This is a genomic window from Buchnera aphidicola (Macrosiphum gaurae), assembly GCF_005080965.1.
GTDB classification, from domain to species: Bacteria; Pseudomonadota; Gammaproteobacteria; order Enterobacterales; family Enterobacteriaceae; genus Buchnera; species Buchnera aphidicola_S.
This window is the reverse complement of the sequence record NZ_CP034867.1, coordinates 47,177-64,898: the sequence shown is the minus strand read 5'-3', so window position 1 is coordinate 64,898 and position 17,722 is coordinate 47,177. Positions and strand designations below refer to the sequence as shown.

General features: G+C 27.2%; 17 protein-coding genes and 4 tRNA genes. 12 read left to right on the top strand and 9 right to left on the bottom strand.

All coding sequences use genetic code 11. The features are described 5' to 3' along the window. Positions 1-105 precede the first annotated feature (105 nt). Positions 106-753 carry a 3,4-dihydroxy-2-butanone-4-phosphate synthase gene (ribB, locus tag D9V72_RS00295; protein WP_158354447.1) on the top strand — a complete coding sequence of 216 codons (648 nt, stop codon included), beginning with the start codon at positions 106-108 and terminating at the stop codon, positions 751-753. Here ribB and tsaD read toward each other — a convergent pair. After that, positions 731-1,741, bottom strand: a complete 1,011-nt coding sequence (tsaD, locus tag D9V72_RS00290; protein ID WP_158354445.1) for a tRNA (adenosine(37)-N6)-threonylcarbamoyltransferase complex transferase subunit TsaD — start codon at positions 1,739-1,741, stop codon at positions 731-733. The genes ribB and tsaD overlap by 23 nt on opposite strands. A 228-nt stretch (positions 1,742-1,969) precedes the next feature. Here tsaD and rpsU point away from each other — a divergent pair, with 228 nt between their 5' ends. The 3 genes from rpsU (at position 1,970) to rpoD (ending at position 6,000) form a co-directional block, all read left to right on the top strand. Beyond that, entirely contained in the window at positions 1,970-2,185 is a 216-nt protein-coding gene (rpsU, locus tag D9V72_RS00285) for a 30S ribosomal protein S21 (protein ID WP_009874014.1), read from the top strand. 79 nt (positions 2,186-2,264) lie between these two features. Further along, a complete protein-coding gene (gene dnaG / locus D9V72_RS00280) occupies positions 2,265-3,998 on the top strand; it encodes a DNA primase (protein ID WP_158354443.1) in 1,734 nt (577 codons plus the stop codon). A 166-nt stretch (positions 3,999-4,164) separates the two neighbouring features. Next, positions 4,165-6,000 carry an RNA polymerase sigma factor RpoD gene (gene rpoD / locus D9V72_RS00275; protein ID WP_158354441.1) on the top strand — a complete coding sequence of 612 codons (1,836 nt, stop codon included), beginning with the start codon at positions 4,165-4,167 and terminating at the stop codon, positions 5,998-6,000. Between the two features lie 105 nt (positions 6,001-6,105). Here the strand turns inward: rpoD and cysE are convergent, their stop codons facing one another. The 7 genes from cysE to argC form a co-directional block, all read right to left on the bottom strand. Continuing rightward, on the bottom strand, positions 6,106-6,930 hold the full coding sequence (gene cysE / locus D9V72_RS00270; protein ID WP_158354439.1) for a serine O-acetyltransferase: 825 nt from the start codon (positions 6,928-6,930) through the stop codon (positions 6,106-6,108). 82 nt (positions 6,931-7,012) lie between these two features. Then, positions 7,013-7,468 (bottom strand): protein-export chaperone SecB, encoded by a 456-nt coding sequence (gene secB, locus D9V72_RS00265; protein WP_158354437.1) that lies wholly within the window; start codon positions 7,466-7,468, stop codon positions 7,013-7,015. Positions 7,469-7,557: 89 nt separating this feature from the next. Then, positions 7,558-7,992 carry a rhodanese-like domain-containing protein gene (locus tag D9V72_RS00260; RefSeq protein ID WP_158354435.1) on the bottom strand — a complete coding sequence of 145 codons (435 nt, stop codon included), beginning with the start codon at positions 7,990-7,992 and terminating at the stop codon, positions 7,558-7,560. Between the two features lie 117 nt (positions 7,993-8,109). Continuing rightward, positions 8,110-9,489: an argininosuccinate lyase gene (gene argH / locus D9V72_RS00255; protein WP_158354433.1), complete on the bottom strand. Its 1,380-nt coding sequence runs from the start codon at positions 9,487-9,489 to the stop codon at positions 8,110-8,112. 81 nt (positions 9,490-9,570) lie between these two features. Further along, on the bottom strand, positions 9,571-10,782 hold the full coding sequence (locus D9V72_RS00250; protein ID WP_158354430.1) for an argininosuccinate synthase: 1,212 nt from the start codon (positions 10,780-10,782) through the stop codon (positions 9,571-9,573). Positions 10,783-10,811: 29 nt separating this feature from the next. Next, positions 10,812-11,585, bottom strand: coding sequence for an acetylglutamate kinase (argB, locus tag D9V72_RS00245; protein WP_158354428.1), 774 nt, complete (start codon positions 11,583-11,585; stop codon positions 10,812-10,814). Between the two features lie 19 nt (positions 11,586-11,604). After that, entirely contained in the window at positions 11,605-12,609 is a 1,005-nt protein-coding gene (gene argC, locus D9V72_RS00240) for an N-acetyl-gamma-glutamyl-phosphate reductase (RefSeq protein WP_158354426.1), read from the bottom strand. 162 nt (positions 12,610-12,771) lie between these two features. On the opposite strand from argC, the gene argE reads away from it, so the two are divergent. Then, positions 12,772-13,920 (top strand): acetylornithine deacetylase, encoded by a 1,149-nt coding sequence (gene argE / locus D9V72_RS00235; protein ID WP_158355411.1) that lies wholly within the window; start codon positions 12,772-12,774, stop codon positions 13,918-13,920. An 11-nt stretch (positions 13,921-13,931) separates the two neighbouring features. Here the strand turns inward: argE and metF are convergent, their stop codons facing one another. Continuing rightward, positions 13,932-14,810 (bottom strand): methylenetetrahydrofolate reductase, encoded by an 879-nt coding sequence (gene metF, locus D9V72_RS00230; RefSeq protein WP_158354424.1) that lies wholly within the window; start codon positions 14,808-14,810, stop codon positions 13,932-13,934. Positions 14,811-14,904: 94 nt separating this feature from the next. Here metF and murB point away from each other — a divergent pair, with 94 nt between their 5' ends. The 7 genes from murB to nusG all read left to right on the top strand — a co-directional run bounded on the left by murB (position 14,905) and on the right by nusG (position 17,711). Beyond that, positions 14,905-15,954, top strand: coding sequence for a UDP-N-acetylmuramate dehydrogenase (gene murB / locus D9V72_RS00225; protein ID WP_158354422.1), 1,050 nt, complete (start codon positions 14,905-14,907; stop codon positions 15,952-15,954). 154 nt (positions 15,955-16,108) lie between these two features. Then, positions 16,109-16,181: transfer RNA gene (locus D9V72_RS00220), tRNA-Thr, on the top strand. Between the two features lie 15 nt (positions 16,182-16,196). Beyond that, positions 16,197-16,278 (top strand) — tRNA-Tyr (locus D9V72_RS00215). A 26-nt stretch (positions 16,279-16,304) separates the two neighbouring features. Beyond that, positions 16,305-16,376: transfer RNA gene (locus tag D9V72_RS00210), tRNA-Gly, on the top strand. A gap of 15 nt (positions 16,377-16,391) precedes the next feature. Then, a tRNA-Thr gene (locus D9V72_RS00205) sits at positions 16,392-16,464 on the top strand. A 315-nt stretch (positions 16,465-16,779) separates the two neighbouring features. Next, positions 16,780-17,163, top strand: a complete 384-nt coding sequence (gene secE / locus D9V72_RS00200) for a preprotein translocase subunit SecE (RefSeq protein ID WP_158354420.1) — start codon at positions 16,780-16,782, stop codon at positions 17,161-17,163. Positions 17,164-17,165: 2 nt separating this feature from the next. Next, positions 17,166-17,711 (top strand): transcription termination/antitermination protein NusG, encoded by a 546-nt coding sequence (gene nusG, locus D9V72_RS00195; protein WP_158354419.1) that lies wholly within the window; start codon positions 17,166-17,168, stop codon positions 17,709-17,711. Positions 17,712-17,722 lie beyond the last annotated feature (11 nt).

Below are 17,722 nucleotides of genomic sequence, written 5' to 3'. Positions count from 1 at the left end.
ATTCTTATAATATAAATAATTTAAAATATAAAGATGAGAAATTAATTAAATTCAATATGCATAAAACTTTTTTTGGAACGATTTAACTCTACTAAGATTTTTATAATGAACCAAAAACTCTTATCTACATTTGGAACACCTATAGAACGAATTCAAAAAGCAATACTTGCATTACAATCTGGTCAAGGAATTATTATATTAGATGACGAAAAACGTGAAAACGAAGGAGATCTCGTATTCGCATCTGAAAATATGACAATAGAACAAATGGCTCTAACAATTCGTTATGGTAGCGGGATAGTATGTCTCTGTATAACTGAATCTAAACGCAAACAACTGAATTTACCTATGATGGTTAAAAGAAATACTAGTACATATCGTACTGGTTTTACAGTGACAATAGAAGCTTCTAAAGGAATTTCTACTGGTGTATCAGCTAAAGATAGACTTACTACCATAAAAACTGCTATTGCTGATAATGCTAAACCCAGCGATTTAAACAGACCAGGACATGTTTTCCCGTTAAGAGCGCATGAAGGTGGAATTTTATTTAGAGCAGGACATACAGAAGCTGCTATCGAAATAGTTTCTCTAGCAGGACTCAAACCAACTGGAGTCATTTGTGAATTAACTAACAAAGATGGAACTATGGCTCGTATGCCTGAAATAATAGAATTTTCTAAAAATAAAAAAATGCAAGTATTAACTATAAAAGATTTAATATTTTACATTAAAAAAACAAATCGTTTATAGACCATTTTGGTTTTACTAATATTTCTAATTGAGGTTTTTTTGCTTCTTTTTGACGTAATAAACCAAGATATGCAATCATAGCGCCATTATCTGTACACAATTCTGGAGTAGGATAAAAAACTTTTCCATTAAAATATTTTTTAACCATTTTTTCAGATTTTTCACGTAAATTATAGTTTGCACTAACGCCACCTGCTATAACTAAACGTTTCCATTTTTGTTTTTTTAACGCTTTTTTAGTTTTAATTAATAATACATCAATTACTGCATCTTCAAAAGCTCTTGCAATATTAGCTTTTTCTTGTATACTTTGATTGCATTTATTAATTTTTTGAGCTACAAAAGTCTTTAAACCCGAAAAACTAAAATTTAAACTAGAATGATGTATCATGGGTCTGGGAAAATAGCAATAATCTTCAATCCCGTTACATGCTAATTTAGATAACTCGGCACCACCTGGATATTTTAATCCTAATAATTTTGCTGTCTTATCAAATGCCTCACCAGCTGCATCATCTAAACAATTTCCAAGTATTTCATATTTACCAAATTTATGAGCACCAATAATTTGTGTGTGTTTCCCAGATACTAGTAATGCAATAAATGGAAACTTAATGGATTTAAAATTTAACATTGGTGATAATAAATGCGCCTCGATATGATTAACGGGAAGGACAGGTATATTTAAAGACAGTCCTAATGAACATGCGAATGTAGCACCTACTAATAATGAACCGACTAAACCAGGACCAGCAGTGTAAGCAATTATATTAATACATTCAGTAATACTTTTATTTCTAAATATTTTTTTTAATAAAATAATCATTGCAGTCAGATGTTCTCGCGATGCTAATTCTGGAACAACACCTCCATACATATTATGCAAATTTCTTTGGTTATACACTTCATTGATTAACAATCCTTCTTTACTATCATAAATTGCTATACCTGTATCATCGCAAGAAGTTTCAATACCTAATATTCTCATAAATTTGCACCTATACATTAAAGTTTTATATAAGAAAAATACATTTTACATCAATTTTTAATTAATGTTATTCTAAATAACATAATTTTGAAAAATTTTATTAAAACTATATTAAACATAAAAAATGATACTTTACAATATAATACTCATTGATATAGGATCTATTGTTTTAAATATATTTTGATAATATTTTATTTCATAAAAGTAGATAATTGAGGTAAATTTTGAATGCCAATAATAAAAGTACGTGAAAATGAACCATTTGATGTGGCACTCCGTCGTTTTAAACGATCTTGTGAAAAAGCTGGTATTTTAGCTGAAATTCGTCGAAGAGAATTTTATGAAAAACCAACTACTGAACGTAAGCGAGCGAAAGCTTCAGCTGTTAAACGTCTTGCAAAAAAACTTACACGAGAAAACGCAAGACGTATTCGTATGTACTAAATATATTTTAGTAAAAAAATAACTAAAAAAAGCCGTTCTTTTTTAAGAACGGAAATAAATTATATAATTGCAAAACTACATGTCTGGGAAAATACCTAAATATTTTATCACCGAACTACTATGTCGAACTAATATTGTAGAATTAATTCATGCACGTCTAACATTAAAAAAAAATGGTAAAAATTATCAAACTAACTGTCCTTTTCATAATGATAAAACTCCATCTTTTACTGTAAGTTATGAAAAACAATTTTACTATTGTTTTGGATGTAATGCACATGGTAATGCCATTGACTTTTTAATACAGTATGAAAATTTAAGTTTTATAGAAACCATTGAAGAGCTTGCTATAATGCATGGTATTACCATGCCATTTGAAAACACAGCATCAAATAATTTTTATTTTAGAAAACAAAAACTGTATTTATTGATGGAAAGAATATGTAAATTATACAAAAAAAATATAAATTTTACTGATATAGCTAATCAATATTTAGCTAAAAGAGGTATTAATAAAAACATGATTGATCGTTTTTTAATTGGCTTTTCTAGTTCAAGCTGGAATAACTTTCATAAAAAACTAAACATAAATAAAGAATTTGAACAAGAACTATTAACTTACAATATAATTTCTGTTAGTAAAAAGGGATATATATACGATCGATTTCAAGGACGTATAATATTTCCTATACAAGATTACCATGGAAGAATTATTGCTTTCGGAGGTCGTTCATTAAATAATAATTTACCAAAATATCTTAATTCACCTGAAACAGATATTTTTCATAAAAGAAAACAAATTTATGGATTATATCAAGTTAAAAAAAAATGTTTAAAACCTACATATTTATTGGTTGTTGAAGGATACATTGATGTTATAACATTAACACAATATAATATTAATTATGTAGTTTCTACCTTAGGAACTTCAACAACAAGTGAACATATTCAGATTCTTTTTCAAAACACAGATGTGATTATATACTGCTATGATGGTGATGATGCAGGGAAAAATGCTGCTTGGCAAACTTTAAAAAAGGCTTTGCCATACATATCAGATAAAAAAACCTTAAAATTTCTCTTGTTACCTGATAACGAAGATCCTGATTCAATTATTCGCAAAGAAGGTACAGAAAAATTTCAAATGCGAATAAAAAATGCAATTACTATGTCAAAATTTTTTTTTAAAAACATATTAAAAAATGTTAACTTATCATCTAATGATGATAAATTTTATTTAAGCGCACGTGCTTTACCTTTAATAAATACTATTTCCAGTGATACGATAAGAATTTATTTGCGTCAAATATTAGCTAGAATGATAGGAATTTTGGATGATAATCAATTCGAAAAATTTTTATATGAAAAAGAAATTAAATACACCAAAAAAATACCATTTCAAATCAAGCGTACTCCAATGCGCACTCTGATAGGACTACTTATACAAAATCCTAGTTTAGCAAAAATAGCTCCTTCGATAACAAAATTTAAAAATTTAAAAATAAAAGGCCTACCTATTTTTTTAGAAATATTACAGACATGTCTTGATAATCCTAATATTAAAACAGGTCAACTACTAGAATTATATAGAAATACTAAAATAATTAATGTTTTAAAAATTTTAGCAAGATGGGATCATATGATAATTCAAAAAGAAATCCAAAATATGTTTTTGGATTTACTAATGAATATATATGATAAAATCCTTGAAAAAAGACAAGAATATCTTATTTCTAAAGAAAGAATAAAGGGATTAAAAATGAGAGAAAAAAAAGAAATCTGGTCTATTAATAAAGCATTATCAAAAAAATAGCACTAATTTCTTTAAAAGATTTAATAGTAATTAAATATATATTAATATTTTAAAAATTAAAAATACTTTTTTAATATATTTAAAAATTTAAGATAATTTTATTATTCATTATTGACAAATCAGTCAATTAATATTCATTAAATTAATAGAATCTGGATACCGTATTATGGATCAAAACCCACAGTCGCAACTTAAGCTACTTGTTACACATGGTAAGGAGCAAGGGTATTTAACCTATTCTGAAGTTAATGATCATTTACCAGAAGATATTATTGATTCTGAACAAATCGATGATATCATTCAGATGATTAACGATATGGGCATTCCAGTAGTTGAAGAAGCACCTGATGCTGACGATTTGATATTAAATGAAATTAATACAGATACAGACGAGGATGCAGTTGAAGCAGCAACACAAGTACTATCTAGTGTAGAGTCTGAATTAGGGCGAACTACTGATCCCGTACGAATGTATATGAGAGAAATGGGTACTGTAGAATTACTTACACGAGAAGGAGAAATTGATATAGCTAAACGTATTGAAGAAGGTATTAATCAAGTTCAATGCTCAGTATCAGAATATCCAGAAGCTATTACGTATCTTCTAGAACAATACGATCGAGTTAAAACTGGTCAGATACGATTATCAGATATAATAACAGGTTTTGTGGATCCAAATGCAGAAGAAATTTTTTCTCCCGCCGCTATTCATATAGGTTCTGAACTTCTAGATGAAGATCAAAATAATGAAGAAGGGGAAGATAATCAAGAAGACCATGAAGATGATCATAGTATTGATCCGGAATTAGCTAGTGAAAAATTTACTGAATTACGTATACAATATAATAATACAAATAACATAATTAAAAATAAAAATAGAACACATAAAGACGCATTATTAGAAATTTATAATCTTTCAGAAGTTTTTAAACAATTTAGATTGGTTCCTAAACAATTTGATCATTTAGTTAATAATATGAGACATATGATGGAAAGAGTACGAACTCAAGAAAGAATTATTATAAAATTATGTGTTGAAACATGCAAAATGCCAAAAAAAAATTTTATTAAAATTTTCCCGGTAAAAAAGATTAATAATCTTTGGTTTATAAAAGAACAAAATACAAATCAACCATGGTCTGAAAATTTAAAAAAAGTCAAAGAAGCTGTTTTTATCAGTGTGGAAAAATTAATTAAAATAGAAGAAGAAACTGGTTTAACTATTGAACAAGTAAAAGATATCAACAAAAGAATGTCTATTGGAGAATCAAAAGCCAGACGAGCAAAAAAAGAAATGGTAGAAGCTAATTTAAGATTAGTTATTTCCATTGCAAAAAAGTATACAAATAGAGGACTACAATTTCTAGATTTAATTCAAGAAGGAAACATTGGTCTAATGAAAGCTGTAGATAAATTTGAATATCGTCGGGGTTACAAATTTTCAACTTATGCAACTTGGTGGATTCGACAAGCGATTACAAGATCTATTGCTGATCAGGCCCGTACTATTCGTATTCCAGTACACATGATTGAAACCATTAATAAACTCAACCGTATTTCTAGACAAATGTTACAAGAAATAGGTCGAGAACCGACTCCAGAAGAATTATCTGAAAAAATGCTTATTCCTGAAGATAAAATTAGAAAAGTCTTAAAAATCGCCAAGGAACCTATCTCTATGGAAACACCTATTGGAGATGATGATGATTCACATTTAGGTGATTTTATTGAAGATACCACTTTAGAATTACCATTAGATTCTGCTACATCTGAAAGTTTACGTTCAGCTACTCATGATGTCTTATCAGGTCTTACAGCTCGCGAAGCAAAAGTTTTACGTATGCGATTTGGGATAGACATGAACACTGATCATACCCTAGAAGAAGTTGGTAAACAATTTGATGTTACTCGTGAAAGAATACGTCAAATAGAAGCAAAAGCGCTTCGCAAACTACGTCATCCAAGCAGATCAGAAGTATTGCGTAGTTTTTTAGACGATTAAAATAGAAAAATTAAATATAAAATAAAGCTTCTGTACTCATATTAGTATATCTACTATAATTTTTTCAACAAAACAGAAGTTTTTATTTTATATATCAAAAACATACTAAATACCATCTCCGTATTGAAACATATTAGTAGATTCCAAAATATTTTTTTCTTTCCTAGAAAAATATTTTTTACTATCTAATTGATTTATAATTTTTGCTGGTACTCCAACAACGGTTACATATGAAGGAACACTTTTCAAAACTATTGAACCTGCTCCTATTTTTGCTTCTAAACCTATTTCAATATTTCCTAAAATTTTTGCTCCAGCCCCTATAATAACTCCTTTACGAATAGTAGGATGTCTATTTTTACTGAAATTTTTTCCAGTACCACCTAAAGTAACTGAATGAAAAATTGAAACATCATCTTCTATAGTAGTGTTTTCCCCAATAACGATACCTGTTGCATGATCAAGCATGACACCAGATCCAATATACGCAGCTGGATGAATATCAACTGAAAATTCAGAAGATATTCTACTTTGTAGATATGTAGATAATGATTTTTTTTTCATATTCCAAAGATAGTGACTTATTCTATATGCTTCTAATGCATGAAAGCCTTTCAAATAAAGTAAAGGTGTTAAATAATCATTTACTGCTGGATCTCTATATAATATAGCTTTTATATCTCGTACTATGAGATCTGATATAGATGGATTATTTAAATATATTTCATCAAATACACTTTTAATTTGTTTTTCAGAAACAGAAGAAGTAGATAATTTATTTGCTAAGATGTAGCTTAAAGAGCTAATTAAGCTTTCATGCTGCAATATACTATATTGATAAAAATCTGATAAAATTGGTTCTTTTTTTAATAAAAAAGAAACTTCATGAAGTATTTTCCTCCATATTCTTGATATTTCTGTAAAATACATAATTTTCTCCTATAGTATATTCACATTCTTCTTATAATTATATTTTTTTAATATCCTAGAAAATAATAAGAATATTCATGATTTATTTTTTATTTATATTTTTTTCTTCTAATTTCACATGATCATGATACAAAGCATCAAAATTAACAGGTCCAAGATTCATCTGAGGAAAACTACCATAAGATATTAAATTAGATATACATGCACGAGCATAAGGAAACAAAATATTTGGACAATAAGAATATAGACAATGATTTAATCTTTTTTTGTTCAAGTTTGCAATAAAAAAAATACCAGCTTGGTCTATATCACATAAAAAAATTAAATCTTCTTTAATTTTTACTACAACTCTTACTTTTAAAATAATTTCAAAAATATCTTTTTCTATTTTTTTAGCACTAGTATTTAAATTAAATTTAATATCGGGTGTCCAATTAATATGAAAAACATTTGGTGTATTTGGAGCTTCAAAAGAAGCGTCTTTTATATAAATACGTTGAATTTCAAAGAATTCTTGTTTTTTTTTTTCTTCTGACATAACTCATCCTAAAAAGTAATAAATACATATATCTTGATATTTTTTAATTTTTTTAATTTATTAAAAAATTATTCCGTAATTTTTTTAAGTTATTTATCTTTAGTAACAAGCGGAAGATGATCTGCGTTCCAACAATATATACCATTATTTAAAATATAAACATGTTTAAATCCATGTTTAAAGAATTCTTTAATGCACGAATTATCTCTATATGTTTCATATAATATAAGAATGATAGGAGAAAATTTATATATCTGTATTTCTTGAATCTCTCCTAAGAAAATATTTTTTAATGGAATATTAATAGAATTAATAATATGCCCTTCTTTAAAAGATTCTGGAGAACGAGTATCGATGACAATAGCTTTTTCTTTATTAATTAACTTAATTGCTTGAAAATTATTAATTATTTTAGATTGTAAAAATATATTTTTAATAACAAAAGAAATTAATGCAATAAGACACAACAACCATATACTGAAAAGTATGATATGTTCACTAATAAAAAATGCTATATTCTGCATAAATTATATTTCCTATATTTTATATTTTAAAAAATTATTAACTCAGCATTTAAATTATTTTTAAATGCTAGTTAATAAACACAAATAAAAAAAAAGTTTTATACTGATTAAAATATATTAAAAAATATTTAATCTTTTTTTTGCTTTTGTAATTTCTTCATAAACTTGATCTGGTGCTACACCACCCTTAGACAGTCTCTTTTCAAGACAGGATTCTAAGGTAATATTGTTATATATATCATTTTGAATCAGTGGACTATACATTTGAAATGTAGATAATTCTAAATTATTTAAAGATTTTTTTTCACTAATTGCTTTTAGTACTAATTGACCAGATATATTATGTGCCTCACGAAAAGTTACACCTTTTTTCACTAAATAATCTGCAATTTCTGTTGCATTAGAGTATCCTTCTTCTGCGGCTTTGCGACACGATTTATTTTTTATTTTAATATTATTTAATACTAATATTGCCATGCATAAACAATCATTCCATGTTTTTATTGCATCAAATAAACCTTCTTTATCCTCTTGCATATCTTTATTATAAGATAGAGGTAGAGATTTCAATATAACCAAAATAGAAATTAATGATCCATGAACACGACCACATTTAGCACGAATCAGTTCCAATGCATCTGGATTTTTTTTCTGAGGCATTAATGATGAACCTGATGTAATTAAATCCGATAACTCAATAAAATTAGCTTCACCAGAATTAAAAAAAATTATATCTTCAGAAAATCGTGATAAATGCATCATACTGATTGATGCAGATGATAATATTTCCACAACATAATCTCGATCGGAAACGCTATCAAGTGCATTATTAGTAGCAGAACTAAAACCCATAGATAAAGCAAGTTCTTCACGATTAATATTCCATGCGGTACCAGAAAGAGCACCAGATCCAAGCGGACTAATGTTCAATCGTTTTAAAACATCTTTCAAGCGACTAACATCTCGTCTTAACATTTCCACATAAGCCAAACACCAATAAGAAAAAGTAATAGGTTGAGCTCGTTGTAGATGAGTATATCCCGGCATGATAACACTATGATTAAATTCAGCAGTTATAATAAAACTCTTTTGTAGTTCAATTAGATTTTCTAATAGAACGTTAATTCTATTTCTGCACCATAATTTTAAATCAGTTGTGATCTGATCATTTCTACTTCGACCTGTATGTAACTTTTTACCTAATTTACCGATTTTATTAATCAGTTTTTCTTCTACCCAACTATGAATATCTTCGCAATTACTTTTAAGAATATTTTTAATGTTATTTTTAATTTCTATTAGTAATTCAAAAAGTGCAGATTCTATTATTGTTTGTTCTTTTTTGCTAATAATTCCACTTTTCATCAATGTTTTAGACCAAGCGATGGAAGCAGTGATATCTTCTTCTGCTAAAATATAATCAAAAGATAAAGATTTATTAAATTCTTTAAATAATTTATGAGATTCATTAATGAATCGTCCACCCCAAAGTGTCATATATTGTCTCTATAAAAAAACTGTAAAAAGAAAATTAAATGTAATATTTTATTATGAATGTGTTTTAACATTTTTTAAAAACTATTTTAATTTATTTCGTGCACGTATTCTTGAAGACAAGGAAAAAAGACGAATAAATCCGTCTGCATCAGATTGTTTGTAAACACCATCTTCACTAAAAGTAGCATATTCTTCAGAATACAATGAATTTGGAGATTTTTTCTGAATAGCTATTACAGTGCCTTTGTATAATTTTAATATAACTTCTCCATTTATTTCTGATGATAATGAGTCAGAAGCAGCTTGTATAGATTTGCGTATTGGGGAAAACCAACGTCCATCATAAATAATAGATGACATTTCTAAACCTATTTTTTCTCTCCATTTAAAACTTTCACGATCTAAAACTAATTGTTCAATTGCTTTTATCGCTGTAGTAATAATAGTACCACCAGGTGTTTCATAACAGCCTCTAGATTTCATTCCAATTAATCTATTCTCAACAATGTCAATTCTGCCAATACCATGTCTGGAACCTAAATTATTTAATTCCTCTACACATTGCAATGGATTTAATTTTTTATTATTGACAGATACTACTGAGCCTGATTTTAATATTAACGAAATATATTCAGGTTCTTCTGGTGCATCTTCTGGGTCTACTGTCCAATTCCAACAATCTGCATTAGATCGATTCCAAGGATTTTCAAGCAATCCTCCTTCTGTTGAAATATGCCAGGAATTCTCATCTTTGCTATATATTTTTTCTAATGTTGCAGTTGTAGGAATGTTTCTTGCATCTAAATATTTTAATAGTGATTCTCTTGAATTAAGATCCCATTCTCGCCATGGTGCTATTACATTTAAATCTGGAGCTAATGCAGCGTAAGCCATTTCAAATCGCACTTGATCATTTCCTTTTCCAGTAGCGCCATGACATAATGCATTTGCTCCAATATTTAATGCTAATTCTACTTGTTTTTTTGCAATAATAGGTCTAGCCATAGCCGTTCCTAATAAATAACTACCTTCATATAAAGCACCAGTTTTTAAAACAGGATAAACATAATCTTCTATAAATTCTTCTTTTAAATCAAAAACATGGCAACTAGATGCACCAGAATCTAGTGATTTTTTTTCAATACCATTTAAATCTTGTTTAGATTGTCCTATATCCGCAACAAAAGCAATAACTTCAAAATTATAATTTTCTCTGAGCCATGGAATAATAGCTGAAGTATCTAAACCACCAGAATATGCTAAAACAACTTTATTGTGTTTTTGTCTAATCATTTTTGAAATCCATTATATTTATTATAGAATTATATGCAGACTCGAGTCCCAATGTTTGTACCATTAAACAACAATTTTAAATCTTCTGTATTTTGCCAACTTGCTATATCTACAGGGCGATGCAAAACACGTGCAGCTTCTAAAGCTGCATTTACTTTAACAATCATACCATTGGTAATAATACCTTGTTTAATTAATCTTTGAGCTTTAATACTATTAATCTCTTTAATTCTTTGTCCTTTTCCATCTAGTATTGAACTTATGTCAGATAATAAAATTAAATGAGCTTGCAAAGTAGTGGCTAAAGCTGTTGCTGCTAAATCAGCATTGACATTCATTAACAAACCATCATTAGTAATTCCTATAGAACTAATAATTGGCAAAATACTTTCTTCACAAAGTTTTTTTAAAAATAATGGTGACCCTGGAAATGCTTTTCCAACATGACCCAAATCTTGATCTAACTTTTCTACATGTACACTTTTTCCATCTGCTAAACATAATCCAACAGCATTTATATTGTATTTTAAAGCCCATGCAAGTAAAGTTTTATTGGCAGTTCCAGCTAATGCACCTGTAATAATATTAATATGTTCAGATGGAGTAATACGTAGACCATTCTTTTTTTTAACTGGAAGAGAAAGTTTTTTCATTAAATCATCAATTAAACGACCTCCTCCATGAATTATTAACATATGACGTTTATAAGAATGCCGATAATGAACTAAAGCTTCAAATAGACGCATCATAGCATTATCACTTTCTAAAAGAACTCCACCTAATTTAATTACTAAAGGATTCATTATACATACTCATCATTAATTAAATAATTGATTCCGTTTCAGAAAAACCAAAACGAATATTAAAACACTGTACAGCTTGAGCAGCAGCACCTTTTAATAAGTTATCTTCCGCTGTTACAATTACTATATAATTATCTTTTACTACAAATCCAATGTCACAAAATGGTTGTTTTTCAACTGATTTAATACTTGGTAAATATTTTTTATATATACGCACTAAGGGTTTGTTCTCATAAAACTTATAAAAAATATTATATATATCTGCAGATTTAATATTATATTTTAGTTTGCATGTGATAGTAGCTATTATACCCCGAGAAAAAGAACCTAAATGTGGAATAAAAATCACTGGAATACCTAATTGCTCTATAATTTCAGGAGTATGACGATGAGTAAAAATATTATATGGTTGCAAACTCACTTCACAAAAACTATTCTTTACATTAGTCTTTCTGCCAGCACCACTTACACCACTGATAGCATTAATAATTGGTATATTGATATCACAAAGAACATTTTCTTCAATAAGAGGTTTTAACGCTAATTGAACACAAGTTGCATAACATCCGGGTACTGCAATTAGATTTGCTTGTTTAACTTTTTTCTCCTTCCATTCTGCTAATCCATAAACAGATTTTTTTAAAAGTTCTTCATATTGATGCACAAAACCATAATAATCTAAATATGATGTGCTTTTTTTAAACCTATAAGCACCAGAAAGATCAAAAACAATACAACCTAAAGATAAAAAAGAAGGCACGAGAACATGACTGACACAATGATCTGTTGCTAAAAAAACAGCATCAATATTTTTATCAATTAAAGTAGAATTTTCTATAGCTTCGAACCGTAGATCCATAACACCTGTAAATTGTTGATGAACATCTGAAAATAACTTGCCTATATCTAAACTATTATTTGAAACAAATATTTTTTTTATATTAACAAATCTATGACGATTCATATAGTTGACTAATTCTGCACCAGCATATCCACTAGCACCAACAATTAATATATTCAACATAAAATTAATAAACCTTAAACAAAGAATTACTATTTATAGATAGAATAATGTATTAAATTTTATAAAAAATACATTTTAAATTATTAATATATTGATCAATTATCTATTTGCGAATAAAATATTTTAAATTTCATTGACAAAATGTACTTAAAAAATTCTAATATGATAAAAAAAATATCTTCTTTTGTTGAGGTCTATAAATCACTGATAAAAATCCCTACAATTAGTAGTGAAAATAAAGCTCTTGATCACAGCAATAAAAATTTTATTGATTTATTATCTAATTATTTTTCTGATTTAAATTTTTCTATAAAAAACTATCAAATTTCATATACTAATAAATTCAATATGCTGGCTTCTATTGGTTCAGGAACTGGAGGAATTTTATTATCTGGACATTCAGATACAGTAGATTTTGATGAAAAAAAATGGACAAAAGATCCTTTTACATTAACTGAAACTAATGATAGATTTTATGGATTAGGAACAGTAGATATGAAAGGTTTTTTTGCTTTTATATTAGATGTAATATCTTCCATAAACATAAAAAAGATCATTAAGCCTATTTACATTCTTGCAACTGCTAATGAAGAAACAGATATGTCTGGAGCCAGACATTTTATAAAATCTACTGATATTAAACCAGATTGTATAATAATTGGAGAACCAACATCTTTAAAATTAATTAATGCACATAAGGGGCATGTGTCCTATTCAATTGAAGTTATTGGAAACACAGGACATTCTAGCAATCCCGATTATGGCGTTAACAGTATTGAAATTATGTACCATGTTATTCAAGCGTTATTACTTTTAAAAAAACATTTAAAACAAAAATATCGACATCAAGATTTTTCTATTCCATATCCAACTATGAATTTAGCTTCTATACATGGTGGGAATGCAATTAATCGAATTTGTTCTTCATGTGTATTAAATTTTGAAATACGACCTATACCAGGTTTGACTTTAACACAAATTGAAATTTTAATTGAAGAAAAATTAGCATTCATCAAAAAAAAATGGTCTGATAATCGTATTTTTATAAAAAAACTTTTTTTTTCTGTTCCTGCTTATGAATGTTCTCATCAAGATAATATTACTAAAACAATAGCAAAATTATGTCAATTAAATCGTACAACAGTAAATTACTGTACAGAAGCTCCTTTTCTTAAAACAATTGCACCTACCTTGATACTAGGGCCAGGTTCTATTGAACAAGCACATCAGCCAGATGAATATTTAGAAAAATTTTTTATTCAACCAACTAAAAATATTATTGGTAAATTAATACATAAATTTTGTTATTAAACTGAATTTTTTTATAAACCTAAAATATGACAAATGGCATAAGTGATATCAGATTGATTTAAGGTATAAAAATGAAAGTTTTTTACTCCTTCAAAGGATAGTTTTTTTACCATTTCTATTGCTATGCTAGAACCTATAATTTTCTGTGTAACTAAATCATCATCTAGACCGTGGAACATCTCAAACATCCATTTGGGAATTTTAATATTAGTCATTTTTGAAAAACGTTGTAATTGCTTAAAATTACAAATGGGCAAAATGCCAGGTATAATTTCAACATTTATTCCACTTTTAATGCAATTTTCTCGGAAACGCAAATAACTTTCAATATTAAAAAAAAACTGGGTAATTGCTCTATTCGCACCTGCATCAATTTTTTTTTTTAAATTAAGAATATCTAATTTAGAACTTTTTGATTCTGGATGTAGTTCGGGATAAGCAGCTACAGAAATATCAAAATCAGCAATTTTTTTCAATAAAATAACTAAATCTAAAGCATACATATTATGTTTATAATCTTTTTTTAACGTATCTCCTCTTAATGCAACAATACTTTTAATACCGTTATTCCAATAATTCTCTGCTATTTTTTTTAATTCAGAAGGTGTCGAATCAATACAAGTCAAATGCGCTGCTGTAATAATACCTGTTTTTTTGTATATCTTATTTACAATGTTAAATGTTTTTTCACGTTCCCCAGAATTTGCACCATAGGTAACAGAAAAAAATTTTGGTTTTAATTTACTCAGACGTGTTACTGAAGACCATAAATTTTCTTCTAAAGAAGAATTTTTAGGTGGAAAAAATTCAAAAGAACAGTGTATACTATTTCGAATATTTTTTAATTTTTGATTCATTATATCTTGATGATATTCGGAAAAAAAATTCATCTTTAAACTCCATTAACATAATGTTAAATAAAAAATTACTATATATGCTAAAAATTTTATAAAATAAACAAATAATATTATTGTGCAATATTCCATGTGTAAGAAAAAAGATCTTTCTAATCAATCATTAAAAGATTTAAACACATTTGCAATAGATGTAACAGCAAAAAAAATTATTTTTGTAAAATCAATTAAATCACTAATTAATATATCGGACATCTGCAAATTATCCAATATTCCTTATATAATTTTAGGAGAAGGAAGTAACATATTATTTTTAGAAAACTACAAAGGAATAGTAATTATTAATCGTATTAAGGGAATAAGAATAATAGAAAAAAAACACACTTGGTTATTATATGTTTTTTCGGGAGAAAAATGGCATGATTTAGTGAAATTAACTTTAAGTTTAGGGATTTTTGGGTTAGAAAATTTAGCATTAATTCCAGGTTGTATAGGATCTGCAGCAATTCAAAATATTGGTGCATACGGTTTAGAATTTAAAGATATATGTGAATATGTTGATGTATTATCTTTAAAGAATAATACTATAAAAAGAATTCATAAAGAATTTTGTAAATTTTCTTATCGAAATAGTATTTTTAAAAATCAATATAATCATGATTATGCTATTATTGGAGTCGGAATAAAACTATCAAAGACATGGAATCCAATAATTTTTTCTTCATTAGAAAACTATATTAAACCAATAAATATAACTGCATATAATATTTTTAATATAATATGTAAAATACGCAAAAAAAAAATTCCTGATCCAAAAAAAACTGGTAATGCCGGTAGTTTTTTTAAAAATCCTATTATTAAAGAAGAAAAAGCAGAAAAACTTAAATATTTATATAAGATACCATGTTATCCAGAAAAAAATGGTTTAGTAAAAATTTCTGGCGCTTGGTTAATTGAAAATTATAAATTTAATAATATCAAGATTGGTGATGCAAGTATTCACACAAAACAAAAACTAATTATTATTAATCGAAAAAATGCTACTCCTAAAGACATTATAAAATTATCAAAAATAATACATATATGTATTTTAAAAAAGTTTGGTGTACTCTTAGAACCAGAAATAGACTTTATTGGATCAGTTGGAAAAGTAAAAGCATCACATATTTTTAAATTTTAAAAAAAAATAAAAGTTGTATTGCTTGTAAAAAGCAAAATATTTTCCACAAGCAAGATTATTTTAATAAAAAACTTGCAATACGAATGAAAAATTATATAATATAATTTATTTAGAACTAATCTTTTTAATATTTCTTACGATTTTCAATAGAAAAGCCGGCTTAGCTCAGCAGGCAGAGCAACTGACTTGTAATCAGTAGGTCACCAGTTCAATTCCGGTAGCCGGCATAAAAATTATTTTTAGGTGGGATTCCCGAGCGGCCAAAGGGAGCAGACTGTAAATCTGACGTCATAGACTTCGAAGGTTCGAATCCTTCTCCCACCAACATGAAAATATAAATCCTATAAAATGCGGACATCGTATAATGGTTATTACCTTAGCCTTCCAAGCTGATGACGCGGGTTCGATTCCCGCTGTCCGCTAAAAAAATTAATATTGCTGATATGGCTCAGTAGGTAGAGCACACCCTTGGTAAGGGTGAGGTCCCCAGTTCAATTCTGGGTATCAGCATAACTAAACATTTTAATTAATTCAATTACATGTATGATCAAAATAATTTTTTAAAAAAATATTTTCAAATCATTTTCATAAATCTCACCTAATACTTTATTTTAAAATATTCTATATTTTGAAATTTCTATACTTACTTCATAACGAATTGATCTATTTTAAAAATAAATAGTTTATTTTAAGAGTTTTTAATTTTAAAAAATAACGAAAAATTTTTTATCTGAACAATATAATTTTTATAAATCCAAAAAAGAAAAAGACATTTAATTTATTAACATATTTTTTCTATATTATTTTATAATTTTAGGAGAAATTATGAATAAAAATAATTACAAGCGCCACAAATTTAAAATTTTAGAAAAAATAAAATGGTTATTTATATCTATATTTTTAATTTTATCTTTTTTTATTAATTGCTATTTTTATAAGAAAAAATTATTTATTCGCATATTGATTATATCTTTTTTAATTTTGTCTGCAATAGTAACTTTAATGTATACAAAAATAGGTAAAAACATATTTTCATATATAATTATGTCAAAAAAAGAGATGCAAAAAATAATATGGCCTAAATATAACGAAACTTTATATACTACATTAATTGTTATTTCTGTAACAATTATTATGTCTCTTCTTTTGTGGGGTGTAGATAGTATAATATTTCATTTAATAGCATTTATTATTAGTTTAAGGTTCTAAAAATGCATCAAAGTCAAAAAAAAAAATGGTATGTATTGCAAGCTTTTTCTGGATTCGAAAGTCGAGTAGCACAATCAATACGAGAATATGTAAAATTAAATGAAATGGGAGATTTATTCGGAGAGGTTATGGTACCTTCTCAAGAAGTTATTGAAATTCGAGGTGGACAACGTAGGAAAAGTGAATACAAATTTTTTCCTGGATATGTTTTAATCCAAATGACAATGACAGATTCAACTTGGCATTTAATTAGAAATATTCCAAGAGTTTTAGGATTTATAGGTGGAAAATCAGATAAACCTTCTCCTATTAGTGATAAAGAAGTAGAAATTATTGTTAATAGACTGCGTAAGATTGGTGACAAGCCAAGACCTAAAACCTTATTTGAACCAGGAGAAATGATTCGTGTTAATGATGGTCCTTTTTCAGATTTTAATGGTGTTGTAGAAGAAGTAGACTATGAAAAAAGCAGATTAAAAGTCTCCGTTTCCATTTTCGGAAGATCTACTCCGGTAGAACTAGATTTTAGGCAAGTTGAAAAAAATTAATAAACTGATAA